Origin of the sequence: Nocardioides sp. R-C-SC26 (assembly GCF_021246465.1) — a bacterium.
In the GTDB taxonomy this organism is placed as follows: Bacteria; Actinomycetota; Actinomycetes; order Propionibacteriales; family Nocardioidaceae; genus Nocardioides.
Map to the genome: position 1 here is coordinate 130,635 of NZ_JAHRHK010000008.1, position 14,034 is coordinate 144,668.

The 14,034-nt window shown below is 69.2% G+C and carries 14 protein-coding genes; 1 reads left to right on the forward strand and 13 read right to left on the reverse strand.

Features of this window, described 5'->3' with window-relative positions; translation table 11 throughout:
* Nucleotides 1-36 precede the first annotated feature (36 nt).
* The 13 genes from nuoL to KSO97_RS09685 form a co-directional block, all read right to left on the reverse strand.
* Nucleotides 37-1,965, reverse strand: a complete 1,929-nt coding sequence (gene nuoL / locus KSO97_RS09625) for an NADH-quinone oxidoreductase subunit L (RefSeq protein WP_232678269.1) — start codon at nucleotides 1,963-1,965, stop codon at nucleotides 37-39.
* A gap of 16 nt (nucleotides 1,966-1,981) precedes the next feature.
* Entirely contained in the window at nucleotides 1,982-2,275 is a 294-nt protein-coding gene (nuoK, locus tag KSO97_RS09630) for an NADH-quinone oxidoreductase subunit NuoK (RefSeq protein WP_232678270.1), read from the reverse strand.
* Nucleotides 2,272-3,093, reverse strand: coding sequence for an NADH-quinone oxidoreductase subunit J (locus KSO97_RS09635; protein WP_232678272.1), 822 nt, complete (start codon nucleotides 3,091-3,093; stop codon nucleotides 2,272-2,274). Before KSO97_RS09635 ends, nuoK begins: the two co-directional genes overlap by 4 nt.
* Nucleotides 3,090-3,689: an NADH-quinone oxidoreductase subunit NuoI gene (gene nuoI / locus KSO97_RS09640; RefSeq protein WP_232678274.1), complete on the reverse strand. Its 600-nt coding sequence runs from the start codon at nucleotides 3,687-3,689 to the stop codon at nucleotides 3,090-3,092. Before nuoI ends, KSO97_RS09635 begins: the two co-directional genes overlap by 4 nt.
* The gene (gene nuoH, locus KSO97_RS09645) at nucleotides 3,689-5,068 is read right to left on the reverse strand and encodes an NADH-quinone oxidoreductase subunit NuoH (RefSeq protein ID WP_232678276.1); all 1,380 of its coding nucleotides are present in this window, start codon (nucleotides 5,066-5,068) and stop codon (nucleotides 3,689-3,691) included. The genes nuoI and nuoH overlap by 1 nt, the downstream gene beginning before the upstream one ends.
* Nucleotides 5,068-7,473 (reverse strand): NADH-quinone oxidoreductase subunit G, encoded by a 2,406-nt coding sequence (locus tag KSO97_RS09650; protein ID WP_232678278.1) that lies wholly within the window; start codon nucleotides 7,471-7,473, stop codon nucleotides 5,068-5,070. The genes nuoH and KSO97_RS09650 overlap by 1 nt, the downstream gene beginning before the upstream one ends.
* Nucleotides 7,474-7,476: 3 nt before the next feature.
* Complete coding sequence (nuoF, locus tag KSO97_RS09655; RefSeq protein ID WP_232678281.1) at nucleotides 7,477-8,793, reverse strand: NADH-quinone oxidoreductase subunit NuoF; 1,317 nt, start codon at nucleotides 8,791-8,793, stop codon at nucleotides 7,477-7,479.
* A gap of 66 nt (nucleotides 8,794-8,859) precedes the next feature.
* Entirely contained in the window at nucleotides 8,860-9,630 is a 771-nt protein-coding gene (gene nuoE, locus KSO97_RS09660; protein WP_232678283.1) for an NADH-quinone oxidoreductase subunit NuoE, read from the reverse strand.
* Complete coding sequence (locus KSO97_RS09665; RefSeq protein WP_232678285.1) at nucleotides 9,627-10,970, reverse strand: NADH-quinone oxidoreductase subunit D; 1,344 nt, start codon at nucleotides 10,968-10,970, stop codon at nucleotides 9,627-9,629. The genes nuoE and KSO97_RS09665 overlap by 4 nt, the downstream gene beginning before the upstream one ends.
* Nucleotide 10,971: 1 nt before the next feature.
* Complete coding sequence (locus tag KSO97_RS09670; protein WP_232678286.1) at nucleotides 10,972-11,685, reverse strand: NADH-quinone oxidoreductase subunit C; 714 nt, start codon at nucleotides 11,683-11,685, stop codon at nucleotides 10,972-10,974.
* Entirely contained in the window at nucleotides 11,682-12,236 is a 555-nt protein-coding gene (locus KSO97_RS09675; RefSeq protein ID WP_232678289.1) for an NADH-quinone oxidoreductase subunit B family protein, read from the reverse strand. Before KSO97_RS09675 ends, KSO97_RS09670 begins: the two co-directional genes overlap by 4 nt.
* A gap of 106 nt (nucleotides 12,237-12,342) precedes the next feature.
* A complete protein-coding gene (locus KSO97_RS09680; protein ID WP_232678290.1) occupies nucleotides 12,343-12,702 on the reverse strand; it encodes an NADH-quinone oxidoreductase subunit A in 360 nt (119 codons plus the stop codon).
* Nucleotides 12,703-12,963: 261 nt separating this feature from the next.
* Nucleotides 12,964-13,653 carry a demethylmenaquinone methyltransferase gene (locus tag KSO97_RS09685; RefSeq protein WP_232678292.1) on the reverse strand — a complete coding sequence of 230 codons (690 nt, stop codon included), beginning with the start codon at nucleotides 13,651-13,653 and terminating at the stop codon, nucleotides 12,964-12,966.
* Between the two features lie 168 nt (nucleotides 13,654-13,821).
* Between KSO97_RS09685 and KSO97_RS09690 the strand changes: the two genes are divergently transcribed.
* Nucleotides 13,822-14,034, forward strand: a 213-nt coding sequence (locus KSO97_RS09690; protein WP_232678294.1) for a hypothetical protein, incomplete at its 3' end; no start/stop codon positions are given.

Consider the following 14,034-nt stretch of genomic DNA (forward strand, 5'->3'; position numbering starts at 1 on the left):
CGACCTCCAATGAGCGCAGGGAGTGGGCGGTCGCGATCACCAGTTCACCGCCAGCAGGGCGAGGGTGACCAGGACGACGCCGAGGAGCACGGAGAGCGCGTAGGAGCGCACGTAGCCGGTCTGCGCCTTGCGCAGCAGGTTGCCCACGCCCTTGACGGCCGCACCTCCACCCATGAAGGTGCCGTCGGCCCCACCGCGGTCGAAGGCGACCAGTCCGCTGACCAGACGGCGACCCGGCTGGACGATCAGGCCCTCGTTGATCGCGTCTCCGTACAGGTCCGCGCGCGCGGCCCTGGTGAGGAACGAGACGTCGGTGGGAGCGGTCTCCGGCACGTCGCGCTTCTGCACGAGGAAGAAGGCGATCGCGACGCCGACGGCGACCACGGCGACCGTCATCAGCGTGATGACGATGATCGGCAACGGCGGCTCGTGGTGGTGCGGCTCGCCGACGACGGGCGCCAGCCACTCCACGATCCAGTCGCCCAGCAGCAGCACGCCACCGAGCACCGAGAGCGCGGCGAGCACGATCAGCGGCACGGTCATGACGGCGGGCGACTCGTGCGGGTGCACGTCCTTCTGCCAGCGCTTCTTGGTGAAGAAGGTCATCAGCATCAGACGGGTCATGTAGAAGCCGGTGACTCCGGCACCGAGCAGCGCGCACAGACCGACGAGCCAGTTGTCGGCCAGCGCCGTCTCGATGATCTTGTCCTTCGACCAGAACCCGGAGAAGCCGGGGAAGCCGATGATCGCCAGGTAGCCCATGGCGAAGGTCAGGAACGTCACCGGCATGGCCTTGTTGAGCACGCCGTAGTGCCGCATGTCGACGTCGTCGTTCATGCCGTGCATGACCGACCCGGCGCCGAGGAACATGTTGGCCTTGAAGAAGCCGTGCGTGAGCAGGTGGAAGATCGCGAACGCGTAGCCGGCCGTGCCGAGACCGGCACCGAGCATCATGTAGCCGATCTGACTCATGGTGGATCCGGCGAGCGCCTTCTTGATGTCGTCCTTGGCGCACCCGATGACCGCGCCCCACAGGATCGTGACGACGGCGACCACCACGACGGCGGTCTGGGCGTCGGGTGCGTTCTCGAAGACGAAGTTGGACCGCGTGATCAGGTAGACGCCGGCGGTCACCATGGTCGCCGCGTGGATGAGGGCGGAGACCGGGGTCGGACCCTCCATCGCGTCGAGCAGCCAGGCCTGCAGCGGCACCTGCGCCGACTTTCCGCAGGCACCGATGAGCAGGAGGATCCCGAGCCAGGTCATCGTCGTCTCGGTGGCGTCGCCGGCACCGGCGGAGATCACGCTGAAGCTCGTGGAGCCGAAGGTGACGAAGGCCAGGAAGATCGCCATCGCCATGCCCATGTCACCGACACGGTTGATGACGAAGGCCTTCTTGGCGGCGGCGGCGGCGGAGGGCTTGTGCTGCCAGAACCCGATGAGCAGGTAGGAGGCCAGACCCACGCCCTCCCAACCGAGGAAGAGGCCGAGGTAGTTCTCGCTCAGGATCAGCATGAGCATCGCAGCGACGAACAGGTTCAGGTACCCGAAGAAACGGCGACGCCGCGGGTCGTGGCTCATGTAGCCGATCGAGTAGATGTGGATCAGCGAACCCACACCGGTGATCAGCAGGAGGAAGAGCGCGGAGAGCTGGTCGTAGAGGAGGTCCATGCCGACATCGAGGCCGCCGACGTGGATCCAGTCGTAGAGGTGCTGGGTGATCTGGCGCTCGTCGTCGGCGCGGCCCCACAGCGTGAAGAACATCGCGAGGCTGATGACGAACGAGCCCAGCGCCGTCGCGGTGCCGAGGAGGTGGCCCCACTTGTCGGTGTAGCGCCCGCCCAGCAGCAGGATCGCGGCCCCCGCGAGCGGGAGTCCGATCACCAGCCACATCAGCGAGAAGACACCGTCCGCGGCCTCGGGAGTGACCACCGGGATCTGCGACCCGGCCTGAAGGAGGAACATCAGTAGTCGTCGCCTTTCAGAACTTCAGCAGACTCGCGTCGTCGACCGAGGCCGAACGACGGGTGCGGAAGATGGTCATGATGATGGCGAGGCCGACCACGACCTCCGCAGCCGCGACGACCATCACGAAGAACGCGGTGATCTGGCCATCGAGGTTGCCGTGCTGCTTGGCGAACGCCACCAGCGAGAGGTTGCAGGCGTTGAGCATCAGCTCGACGCACATGAACACCACGATGGCGTTGCGTCGCACGAGCACACCGACGGACCCGATCGTGAAGAGGATCGCGGAGAGCACCAGGTACTCGGTCATGACTGGACGTCCTCCTCGCTGCTGGCCGTGGCGCCGGAGCGTCCGGAGGTCTCGGGCATCTGCGCTGGATCCACGCCGAGCTGCCGCTTGAGCTCCTCGATGTCCTCGGCGAGGGCGGGGGCCGAGCGCACGGTCCCGCGGGCGGCGAGCACGCGGCTGACCGAGGCCTCTGCCGCCGTGCCGTCGGGCAGCAACGCCGGAGTGTCGACGGCGTTGTGGCGCGCGTAGACGCCCGGTGCCGGCAGCGGACCGAGGTGGGTGCCCTTCTCGGCGAAGTCGCGTACTCGCTGGGCAGCGAGGTCCCCCTGCGAGGGCTTCGGCGCCAGGCGCTCACGATGGGCGAGCACCATCGCGCCGACCGCTGCGGTGATCAGCAGCGCGCTGGTCACCTCGAAGGCGAAGACGTAGCGGGAGAAGAGGATGTTGGCCAGACCCTGGATGTTGCCCTCGGCGTTGGCCTCTGCCAGTCCGACGGTCGTGCCGAGCGTGAGCTGCCCGATGCCCACCACCAGGATCAGACCGAGCGCGAGGCCCGCGATCGTGGCGAGCACGCGCTGCCCCTTGATGGTCTCCACGACCGAGTCGGAGGCGTCGACGCCGACGAGCATCAGCACGAAGAGGAAGAGCATCAGGATGGCGCCGGTGTAGACGATGATCTGCACCGCGAACAGGAACGGCGCCTCGAGGACGGCGTAGAGCACGGCGAGGCTGATCATCACCACGGCGAGCAGCAGGGCGGCGTGCACGGCCTTGCGCACGAACAGGATGCCGAGCGCGGCCAGCACCATCACCGGCGCCAGGATCCAGAACGCGGTCACTGGTCGCCTCCCGTCGTGGTCGCCCGGAACTCGTTGCGGTAGTAGGCGCCCTCGTCCTCGCCCAGCCGCATCGGGTGCGGCGGCTGCTCCATGCCGGGCAGCAGCGGGGCGAGCAGGTCGGACTTCTCGTAGATGAGGTCCGCGCGGTTGTTGTCCGCCAGCTCGTACTCGTTGGTCATCGTCAGCGCGCGGGTCGGGCACGCCTCGATGCACAGGCCGCACAGGATGCAGCGCAGGTAGTTGATCTGGTAGACGCGGCCGTAGCGCTCACCCGGGCTGAACCGCTCCCCGCCGTTCTCGGCGTCGTCGGAGTTCGAGGCGCCCTCGACGTAGATGGCGTCGGCCGGGCAGGCCCACGCGCAGAGCTCGCAGCCCACGCACTTCTCCAGTCCGTCGGGCCAGCGGTTGAGCTGGTGGCGGCCGTGGAAGCGAGGCGCGGTCGGCGGCTTCTCGAACGGGTACTGCTCGGTGACGACCTTCTTGAACATCGTGCGGAAGGTGACACCGAACCCGGCGACCGGGTCCCAGAACTGTTCCTTGAGCGTCTTCGGCTCGTGGTCGCCCTTGGCGACCGGGGCCTTGATCGGCTCGGACATCAGGAGTCCTCCCCTGCCATCGTGGACGAGGAGCCCGTCGATCCGGCGCCGGCCGGCACCGTGGTCGGACTCGGGAACGTGAGCGGCGCGGCCGCTCCGCGCGCCGCACCTCCCGCCGGCATCGGCGGGGTGGGGAAGGCGCCCGGACGTGCCGCCTCGACCGCGGTCGAGGCGGCGTCCTCGTCGTCACCGCGGCCGCCGACGAAGAAGAGCACCAGGAGCAGCACGAGGAGGACACCGATGCCGATACGAAGGTTGTCGGTCTCCAGCCAGCCCTCGAGCTTGGCGACGCGGAGCACCGCGACGGCGACGATCCAGGCGATGGAGATCGGGATCAGACGCTTCCATCCGAACGCCATGAACTGGTCGTAGCGCAGGCGGGGCAGCGAGCCGCGCAGCCAGATGAACATGAAGATGAAGCCGAGCATCTTGCCCAGGAACCAGATCACCGGGACGTAGCCCTCGTTGGCGCCCGGCCAGAACTCGTCGATCCAGAACGGCGCGTGCCATCCGCCGAGGAACAGCGTGACGGCGAGAGCCGAGACCGTCGCCATGTTGATGTACTCGGCGAGGAAGAAGAGCGCGAACTTGATCGAGGAGTACTCGGTGTGGAACCCGCCGACGAGCTCGCCCTCGGCCTCCGGGAGGTCGAAGGGAGCACGGTTGGTCTCGCCGACCATCGCGATCGTGTAGATCACGAACGACGGGATCAGGATGAGCCCGAACCAGAGGTCGTCCTGCGCGGCGACGATCTCCGAGGTCGACATCGAGCCGGCGTAGAGGAAGACCGCGACGAGCGCCAGGCCCATCGCGACCTCGTAGGAGATCATCTGGGCGCTCGAGCGGAGGCCACCGAGCAGGGAGTAGGTCGAGCCGCTGGACCAGCCGCCGAGCACCAGGCCGTAGATGCCGACGGAGGCGACGGCCATCACGAACAGCACCGCCACCGGCATGTCGGTGAGCTGCAGCGGCGTCTTCTCGCCGAACATCGTGACCTCGGGCCCGAAGGGGATCACCGAGAACGTGGCGAACGCGGCGATCACCGAGATGACCGGCGCGGCGATGAAGACGAGCTTGTCGGCCGCCTTCGGGATGATGTCCTCCTTGAACATCAGCTTAGCGCCGTCGGCGAGCGACTGCAGAAGCCCGAAGGGCCCGTTGACGTTCGGTCCGATGCGGTGCTGCATCCGGGCCACGACACGGCGCTCCCACCAGATGTTGAAGAGCGTGAGCAGCACCAGGAAGACGAAGATCAGCAGCGACTTCACCAGGACGATCCACCAGACGTCCTGACCGAAGGCAGCCAGCGGGCCGTCGCCCGGCTCATCGGCGGCGGCCGAGGCCGAGAGCAGCCCGGTGATGGCAGTCAACGTGGTCATCAGACCGCACCTCCGGTGATGGTGACCCGGGATCCCGGGGACGCCAGATCGGTGAGAAGGCCCAGACCCGTGGAGTTGGCCGGCAGCCAGACCACGCCCTCGACCATGTCGTCGACGGCCTCGACCGGCACGGTCACCGAGCCTCGGTCGCCGGTGACGGTGGCGGTGTCGCCGAGCGCCGCCGCCAACGCCGGGGCGACCTTCGCGACGGCCGGGCGGGCGGTGGCGAGGTAGTGCTTGTCCCCGGCCTGCATGACGCCGTTGTCGACGAGCTGCTTCCAGGACGCGAGTGCGAGGCTGTCGCCCGCCTGGACGGCGGCCGTGGCCGGCTCCGCGGGCGCCGCGGATGCCGCGGTGGCGCGAGCGCCGTCCCAGGCGCCGAGCTGCTCCATCTCCGACCAGACCTGGTCGACGGTGCGGAAGCCGAGCGGCGCGTCGAGCTCCTCGGCGATGCCCGCCAGGATGCGCAGCTCCGGCAGGGAGGCCGGGTTCGCGAAGATCTGGTCGAAGGGGCGCACGCGTCCCTCCCAGTTCACGAACGAGCCTGCCCGGTCGGTGATCGGCGCGACCGGGAAGACGACGTCGGCCAGGCGGGTGACGTCGCTGGCCCGCAGGTCCAGGGCGACCACGAAGGTGGCTGCCTCGAGCGCCGCGCGGGTCGCCGCCGGGTCGGCGGTATCGGCCGGGTCGACCCCGGCCACGACCACCCCACCCAGGTCTCCTGCGGTGAGGGCCGCGACGATGGCGTCGGCGTCACGCCCCGGAGTCTCGGGCAGGCGGTCCAGGCCCCAGGCGGTGGCGACGTCGACGCGGGCGGCCGCGTCGACGACCGGACGGCCGCCCGGCAGCAGGTTCGGCAGGCAGCCGGTCTCGACGGCGCCGCGGTCGCCCGCGCGCCGTGGGACCCACGCGAGTCGTGCCCCGGTGCGGGCGGCGAGGTCCGCGGCCGCCGTCAGCGCGCCCGGCACGGTGGCCAGTCGCTCGCCGAGGAGCACGATCGTGCCGGCATCGACGTCGAGTGCGGCGATCGCGGCGGTCTCGGCGCCCGGGGCCGTCGCGATCAGGGTGCCGTCGAGCTTGCGGAGCCCGCGGGTGGTGAAGGGGGCGACCGACCGCACGGGCAGGCCCGCGTGCAGCACGGCCTTGCGCAGCCGCAGGAAGATCGTGCCCGCCTCGTCCTCGGGCTCCAGGCCCACCAGGACGACGCCGGTCGCGGTCTCGAGATCGCGGTAGGTGACCCCGCCACCGCCGGGGCCCGTCGCGACGACGTGCGCAGCGAGGAAGTCGGCCTCCTCGGCCGAGTGCGGGCGGGCGCGGAAGTCGATGTCGTTGGTGTCGAGGGCGACCCGTGCGAACTTGCTGTAGGCGTAGGCGTCCTCGCCGGTGAGGCGTCCACCGGTGAGCACTCCGACGCCGCCGGCAGCGCGAGCGGTCGCGAGGCCACGGGCCGCGACGGCGAACGCCTCGGTCCACGACGCGGGCCGCAGTTCGCCGTCCTCCCTGACCATCGGGTAGCCGATCCGGTCGGCCTCGGTCGCGTAGGCGAACGCGAAGCGGTCCTTGTCGGTGATCCACTCCTCGTTCACGTCCGGGTCGTCGCCGGCCAGGCGGCGCATCACCTTGCCGCGGCGGTGGTCGACGCGGATCGCGGCTCCGCAGGCGTCGTGCTCGGCGACCGCGGGCGAGGAGACCAGGTCGAAGGGGCGGGACCGGAACCGGTACGACTCCGAGGTCAGCGCGCCGACCGGGCAGATCTGGATGACGTTGCCGGAGAAGTAGGAGAGGAAGGGCGCGTTCTCGGCGATGCCGATCTGCTGCTGGGCGCCTCGCTCGATCAGCGCGATGAACGGGTCGCCGGGGATCTCCTCCGCGAAGCGGGTGCAGCGCTGGCACACGATGCAGCGCTCGCGGTCGAGCAGCACCTGCGGGCTGAGGTTGATCGGCTTGGGAAAGGTCCGCTTGACGCCACCCGTGCCCGAGGAGGCGAAACGCGACTCACCCTGGCCGTTGCTCATCGCCTGGTTCTGCAGGGGGCACTCGCCGCCCTTGTCGCAGACCGGGCAGTCGAGCGGGTGGTTGATCAGCAGGAACTCCATGACTCCCTGCTGCGCCTTGTCGGCGACCTCGCTGGTCAGCTGGGTGCTGACCACCATGCCGTCGGCGACGGGGAGCGTGCAGGAGGCCTGCGGCTTCGGGAAGCCGCGGCCGTTGCCCGCATCGGGGACGTCGACGAGGCACTGGCGGCAGGCGCCGACCGGAGCGAGCAACGGGTGGTCGCAGAACCGCGGGATCTGGACGCCGACCTGCTCGGCTGCCCGGATCACCAGGGTGTCCTTGGCGACCTCGACCTGGATTCCGTCGATGGTGACGGTGACGGTCTCGACCTTCTCAGGCGTCGTCGTCATGGCTCACGCACCTGCCTTCGTCAGGGAGGGGGCCCAGACCGTCGACGCGGCCGGGTCGAAGGGGCACCCGCCGCCGGTCAGGTGGGCGAGGTACTCGTCGCGGAAGAACTGGATGGAGCTGGAGATCGGGCTGGTCGCACCGTCGCCGAGCGCGCAGAAGGAGCGACCCAGGATGTTCTCGCACTGGTCGAGGAGGAGATCGAGGTCGCCCTCGCTGCCCTGCCCCTGCTCCAGCGCAGCCAGGGTCTGCACCAGCCACCACGTGCCCTCGCGGCACGGGGTGCACTTGCCGCACGACTCGTGCTTGTAGAACTCGGTCCAGCGCAGCACCGCGCGCACGACGCACGTGGTCTCGTCGAAGAGCTGGATGGCGCGGGTGCCGAGCATGGTGCCGACGCCGGCCATCGCCTCGAAGTCCAGCGGGACGTCGAGGTGCTCGTCGGTGAGCAGCGGCGTGCTCGAGCCTCCCGGCGTCCAGAACTTCAGGCGGTGGCCGTGGCGCATGCCGCCGGCGAGGTCGATCAGCTCACGCAGCGTGATGCCGAGCGGGGCCTCGTACTGGCCCGGTCGCTCGACGTGGCCCGAGAGCGAGAAGATGCCGTAGCCCTTGGACTTCTCGGTGCCCATCGAGGCGAACCAGTCGGCACCGTTGGCGATGATGCTGGGCACCGAGGCGATCGACTCGACGTTGTTGATCACGGTCGGGCTGGCGTACAGGCCCGCGACGGCGGGGAACGGCGGGCGCAGACGCGGTTGACCGCGACGTCCCTCCAGGCCCTCGAGGAGAGCGGTCTCCTCGCCGCAGATGTAGGCGCCCGCACCCGCGTGCACCACGACGTCGAGGTCGTAGCCCGAGCCGTGGATGTTCTTGCCGAGGTGGCCGGCGGCGTAGGCCTCGGCGACGGCAGCCTGGACGCGGCGGATCACGTGGAGGACCTCACCGCGGATGTAGATGAACGCGTGGTTGGCACGGATCGCGAACGAGCTGATGATCACGCCCTCGACCAGGGTGTGCGGCGTGGCCATCATGAGCGGGATGTCCTTGCAGGTGCCCGGCTCGGACTCGTCGGCGTTGACGACGAGGTACTTCGGCTTGGGGTTGTCCTGGGGGATGAAGCTCCACTTCATGCCCGTGGGGAAGCCGGCGCCGCCGCGGCCGCGCAGACCGGAGTCCTTGACGGCGGTGATGATGTCGTCCTGCGGCATCGTGAGCGCCTTCTTCAGCGCTCCGTAGCCACCGCGCGACTCATACGTCGCCAACGTCCAGCTGCGCTCGGCGTCCCAGTCGTCGGTGAGGACGGGGGTCAGGGTGTCGGTCACGTCAGTGCCCTCTTCCGGTGGTTGAGGAGGAGCCGGCGATGAACGAGCCGACGGGGTCACGGAACCTCACTGGCTCTTCTCCTGCACCGTCTCGGACTCCGCGCGCGAGGTGTCGGCCTCGGCGACGGCGCCCTCCTTGGTCTCCGGCTCGGTGCCGGTGGCACCGCTCGCCTGGGCGACCGGGGCCGTCCACCCGCGCTCGCCGGCGATCTCGACGCCGGCGAGCGACGCCGGGCCTGCGGCGGGGCCCTCGTCGGCCAGGCCGTCGTTGAAGCCGGCGAGCACGCGCTCGGCCTCACGCCAGGTGCAGAGCCGGGGGCCGCGCGTGGAGCGGACCTCCTTGCCGGCGCGGAGGTCGTCGACCACCGCGACGGCGGAGTCCGGCGTCTGGTTGTCCATGAACTCCCAGTTGACCATCATCACCGGGGCGTAGTCGCAGGCGGCGTTGCACTCGACGTGCTCGAGCGTGATGCTCTTCTTGCCCTGCTCCTCAGGCGTCGTCTCGTCGTTGCCGACGTCGAGGTGCTGCTTCAACCGGGCGAAGATCTCGTCGCCGCCCATCACCGCGCAGAGCGTGTTCGTGCAGACCCCGACGTGGTAGTCACCGACGGGCTTGCGCTTGTACATCGTGTAGAACGTCGCCACGCCGCTGACCTCGGCGGCGGAGATGTCCAGGATCTCGGCGCAGATCTCGATGCCCTCGGGCGTGACGCGGCCCTGCACCGACTGCACCAGGTGGAGCATCGGCAGGAGGCCCGAGCGCTTCTCCGGGTAGCGTCCCGCGATCTCGCGCAACTCCGAGATCGTCGTCTCGGTCAGTGTCGTCGCCTGCGTCATCGGTCGACGCCTCCCATCACCGGGTCGATGGATGCGATCGCGACGATGACGTCGGCGACCTGGCCACCCTCGCTCATCACGCTCGTGGCCTGCAGGTTGTTGAACGAGGGGTCGCGGAAGTGCGCGCGGAACGGCCGCGTGCCGCCGTCGGACACGACGTGCGCTCCGAGCTCGCCGCGCGGGGACTCCAGCGGCACGTAGGCCTGCCCGGGCGGGACCCGGAAGCCCTCGGTGACGAGCTTGAAGTGGTGGATCAGGGCCTCCATCGACTCGCCCATGATGTGGCGGATGTGGTCGAGGCTGTTGCCCATGCCGTCGCTGCCGATCGAGAGCTGGCTGGGCCAGGCGATCTTCTTGTCCGCCACCATCACCGGCGCGCCCTCGAGGGCCGCGAGACGGTCCGCGCACTGCTGCACGATGCGCAACGACTCCCACATCTCGTTGAGCCGGACGCGGAAGCGGCCGTAGGAGTCGCTGGTGTCCCAGGTCTGGACGTCGAACTCGTAGTCCTCGTAGCCGCAGTACGGCTGGGTCTTGCGCAGGTCCCAGGCGTAGCCGGTGCTGCGCAGCACCGGGCCGGTGAGGCCGAGCGCCATGCAGCCCTCGAGATCGAGGTGCCCCACGCCCTCGAGGCGACCCTTGAAGATGGGGTTGGCGTTGCAGAGCGCGGCGTACTCGGGCAGCCGCTTCTTCATCAGCTCGATGAAACCGCGGATCTCGTCCAGTGCGCCGGGCGGGAGGTCCTGGGCGACTCCACCCGGACGGATGAACGCGTGGTTCATGCGGAGGCCGGTGATGAGCTCGAAGAGGTCGAGCACGAGCTCGCGCTCGCGGAACCCGATCGTCATCACGGTCAGCGCGCCGATCTCCATGCCGCCGGTGGCGATGCACACCAGGTGGCTGGAGATGCGGTTGAGCTCCATGAGGAGCACCCGCATGACGCTGGCCTTCTCCGGGATCTGGTCCTCGATGTCGAGCAGGCGCTCGACGCCCAGCACGTAGCTGGCCTCGTTGTAGAACGGGGAGAGGTAGTCCATCCGGGTGCAGAAGGTGGTGCCCTGCACCCAGGAGCGGTACTCCATGTTCTTCTCGATGCCGGTGTGCAGGTAGCCGATGCCGCACCGCGCCTCGGTGACCGTCTCGCCCTCGATCTCGAGGATCAGGCGGAGGACGCCGTGCGTGGAGGGGTGCTGCGGCCCCATGTTGACCACGACCCGCTCTTCGGCCAGGTCGTCGCCGATGCCGCGGACCAGCTCGTCCCAGTCGCGACCGGTGACGGTGAAGACCCGGCCGTCGGTGGTCTCCTGGGAGCCCGCGTAGATGTCGTCCGTCGTGCTCATGTCAGTTGTAAGCCCTCCGCTGGTCGGGCGGCGGAATCGTCGCGCCCTTGTACTCCACCGGGATGCCGCCGAGTGGGTAGTCCTTGCGCTGCGGGTGTCCGGGCCAGTCGTCGGGCATCAGGATCCGGGTCAGCGCAGGGTGGCCGTCGAAGATCAGGCCGAACATGTCGTAGGTCTCGCGCTCGTGCCAGTCGAGCATCGGGTAGATGCTCACCAACGACGGCACGTGAGGATCGGCGTCCGGCGCCGACACCTCCACCCGCACGCGTCGGTTGTAGGTCATCGAGAGGAAGTGGTAGACGGCGTGCAGCTCGGCGTCGACGTCGTCGGGGTAGTGCACGCCGCTGACGCCGAGGCACATCTCGAAGCGCAACTTCGCGTCGTCGCGCAGAGCACGGGCGAACACCTCGAGGTCCTCGCGGCGGACGTGGAAGGTGATCTCGCCACGGTGGACGACGACCCGGCTCGGAGCGCCCGTGACGGCCTCGATCGCGTCGGCGACCTCGTCGAAGTAGCCGCCGAACGGACGCGAGGCCGCACCCGGGAAGACGACCGGGGCGACCAGGCCGCCGTAGCCGCTGGTGTCACCGGTGCCGCGCACGCCGAACATGCCGGTGCGGGCGGCCACGGCCTGGCTCTCGGTGCCGCTCTGGGCGACATCGGAGTCGATCTCGGCAGGCGGCGTGGGGCCGGTGGTCTTGTCCTCGTCGCTCATCGAAGCAACCCCCGCAGATCGGCCGTGGGCAGGGCGTTGAGCGCCGTGGTCTCGCGCTCCTCGATCTCGGCGAGCCGGTTCGGCCCGAGCTTGGTCTGCTGGACCTGCTCGTGCAGCTTGAGGATCGCGTCGATCAGCATCTCCGGCCGCGGCGGACAGCCCGGCAGGTACATGTCGACCGGGACGATGTGGTCGACGCCCTGAACGACGGCGTAGTTGTTGAACATGCCGCCGCTGCTGGCGCACACACCCATCGCCAGCACCCACTTCGGGTTGGCCATCTGGTCATAGATCTGGCGCACGACCGGCGCCATCTTCTGGCTCACCCGGCCCGCCACGATCATCAGGTCGGCCTGACGCGGACTGGCTCGGAAGACCTCCATGCCGAAGCGCGCGAGGTCGTACTTGGGCCCGCCCGAGGTCATCATCTCGATCGCGCAGCACGCCAGACCGAACGTCGCGGGCCAGAAGCTGGCCTTGCGCATGTAGCCGGCGAGACCCTCGACCGACGTCAGCAGGACGCCGCTGGGGAGCTTCTCCTCGATACCCATCAGATTCTCCAGTCGTTCGTGGCCCGCCGGGCGGCGTCAGGCGCCGGAGAGGGCGGAGCAGTCGTCGGGTGAGGACGACGAAGGCGAGGTGCGTTCATGGCGTCGCTCAGTCCCAGTCGAGGCCGCCGCGTCGCCACACGTACACGTAGGCGATGAAGACGGTGAGGATGAACAGGACCATCTCGACGAGCCCGAAGAGCGCCATCGCGTCGAAGTGCACGGCCCACGGGTAGAGGAAGATGATCTCGATGTCGAAGATGATGAAGATCATCGCGGTGATGTAGTACTTCACCGGGACGCGACCGCCGCCGACCGCCTGGGGCGTGGGCTCGATGCCGCACTCGTAGGAATCGAGCCGAGCGCGGTTGTAGCGCTTCGGGCCGATGAAGAAGCTGATGGCTACCGATCCGATCGCGAACGCTGCCGCGATCGATGCCAGCACGAGCACCGGGGTGTAGAGCTCCATGCCGCCTTCCTTCCACTGCCTTGGCGGACCCCTCGTGACCTTGTGAATGCAATCACGAGGTGTGATCTGGCGCTCATACTGCCACTCCACGCGATCCGCGTCACATGGGGGTCGCCCGATAAAACGCCGTCTGACCTGCGGATTTACAACACGCGACCGTTGCTTAATTGCGTTGACCCGTCTTCAGGTAAAGACGGGTGAACGGGAACCGGACCGTTGACCCGTCTTCAGGTAGAGACGGGTCAACGCGCAGGAGGCGGATCAGGCCGTGGCGCGGTGGAGGGCGACGATCCCGCCCGAGAGATTGCGCCACTGCGGGTCCTGCCATCCGGCGTCGCCGATCATCGTGGCCAGCCCCGCTTGGTCCGGCCAGGCCCGGATCGACTCCGCCAGGTAGACGTAGGCGTCGGGCGCGGAGGAGACGGCGCGCGCGACCGGTGGCAGCGCGCGCATCAGGTACTCGACGTAGACGGTGCGGAAGGGCGCCCAGGTCGGGTGGCTGAACTCGCACACCACGAGCCTGCCGCCGGGCTTGGTCACTCGGCGCAGCTCGCGCAGCCCCGCGACGGGGTCGACGATGTTGCGGAGCCCGAAGCTGATCGTGACGGCGTCGAAGGTGGCGTCGCGGAAGGGGAGCTTGGTGCCGTCCCCGGCGGTGAAGGGCAGATGTGGTCTCGCCTGCTTGCCGACCTGGAGCATCCCGAGGGAGAAGTCGCACGGGACGACGCGCGCCCCGAGATCGGCGAACGGCTGACTGCTCGTGCCGGTGCCGGCCGCGAGGTCGAGGACCCGGTGACCCGGCTGCGGATCGACGGCGGCGATGACGTCGCGCCGCCAACGTCGATCCTGCCCGAGCGAGAGCACGTCGTTGGTGACGTCGTACCGCTTGGCCACGGCGTCGAACATGCGACGGACGTCGGCGGGCTGCTTGTCGAGTTCTGCGCGGACCACGGCGTAACCGTAGGGGAACCGCCCAACGGTTCCCCTACGTCCGCCTCGACGTCGCCGCGATCACAGGACGCGCCGCAACCAAATGCCCCCCTGGGGCGTCTCCTCATCAGACGATGCTGATCCGCCGGATCGTCTTCCCCCGCTGCGATCTCGAGACAGGACCCACCCATGCGCCGCCCGCTCTCCCTTCTGTTCCGCACCGTCGTGGTCGGCGCACTCCTCGTCGCCCTCGGCGCCGGTGTGTGGCGCCTCGACCCGTGGCAGGGCCTCGACGAGGTCCGCGGCACCGACGGGACGCCGTCCGCTCAGGGCGACGGCGGCTCGGGCCGTCCGGTCGACGACGGCGACCGACCCGGCGGGGGCGCCCCCGCACCGGGGTCC

Excerpts from the sequence above, each read along its gene's own strand:
- KSO97_RS09680 (WP_232678290.1), bottom strand. The coding sequence starts at position 12,702 with ATGGAGCTCTACACCCCGGTGCTCGTGCTGGCATCGATCGCGGCAGCG.
- nuoL (WP_232678269.1), bottom strand. The coding sequence starts at position 1,965 with ATGTTCCTCCTTCAGGCCGGGTCGCAGATCCCGGTGGTCACTCCCGAG.
- KSO97_RS09650 (WP_232678278.1), bottom strand. The coding sequence starts at position 7,473 with ATGACGACGACGCCTGAGAAGGTCGAGACCGTCACCGTCACCATCGAC.
- nuoE (WP_232678283.1), bottom strand. The coding sequence starts at position 9,630 with ATGACGCAGGCGACGACACTGACCGAGACGACGATCTCGGAGTTGCGC.
- nuoI (WP_232678274.1), bottom strand. The coding sequence starts at position 3,689 with ATGTCCGAGCCGATCAAGGCCCCGGTCGCCAAGGGCGACCACGAGCCG.
- KSO97_RS09670 (WP_232678286.1), bottom strand. The coding sequence starts at position 11,685 with ATGAGCGACGAGGACAAGACCACCGGCCCCACGCCGCCTGCCGAGATC.
- KSO97_RS09665 (WP_232678285.1), bottom strand. The coding sequence starts at position 10,970 with ATGAGCACGACGGACGACATCTACGCGGGCTCCCAGGAGACCACCGAC.
- nuoH (WP_232678276.1), bottom strand. The coding sequence starts at position 5,068 with ATGACCACGTTGACTGCCATCACCGGGCTGCTCTCGGCCTCGGCCGCC.
- nuoK (WP_232678270.1), bottom strand. The coding sequence starts at position 2,275 with ATGACCGAGTACCTGGTGCTCTCCGCGATCCTCTTCACGATCGGGTCC.
- KSO97_RS09675 (WP_232678289.1), bottom strand. The coding sequence starts at position 12,236 with ATGGGTATCGAGGAGAAGCTCCCCAGCGGCGTCCTGCTGACGTCGGTC.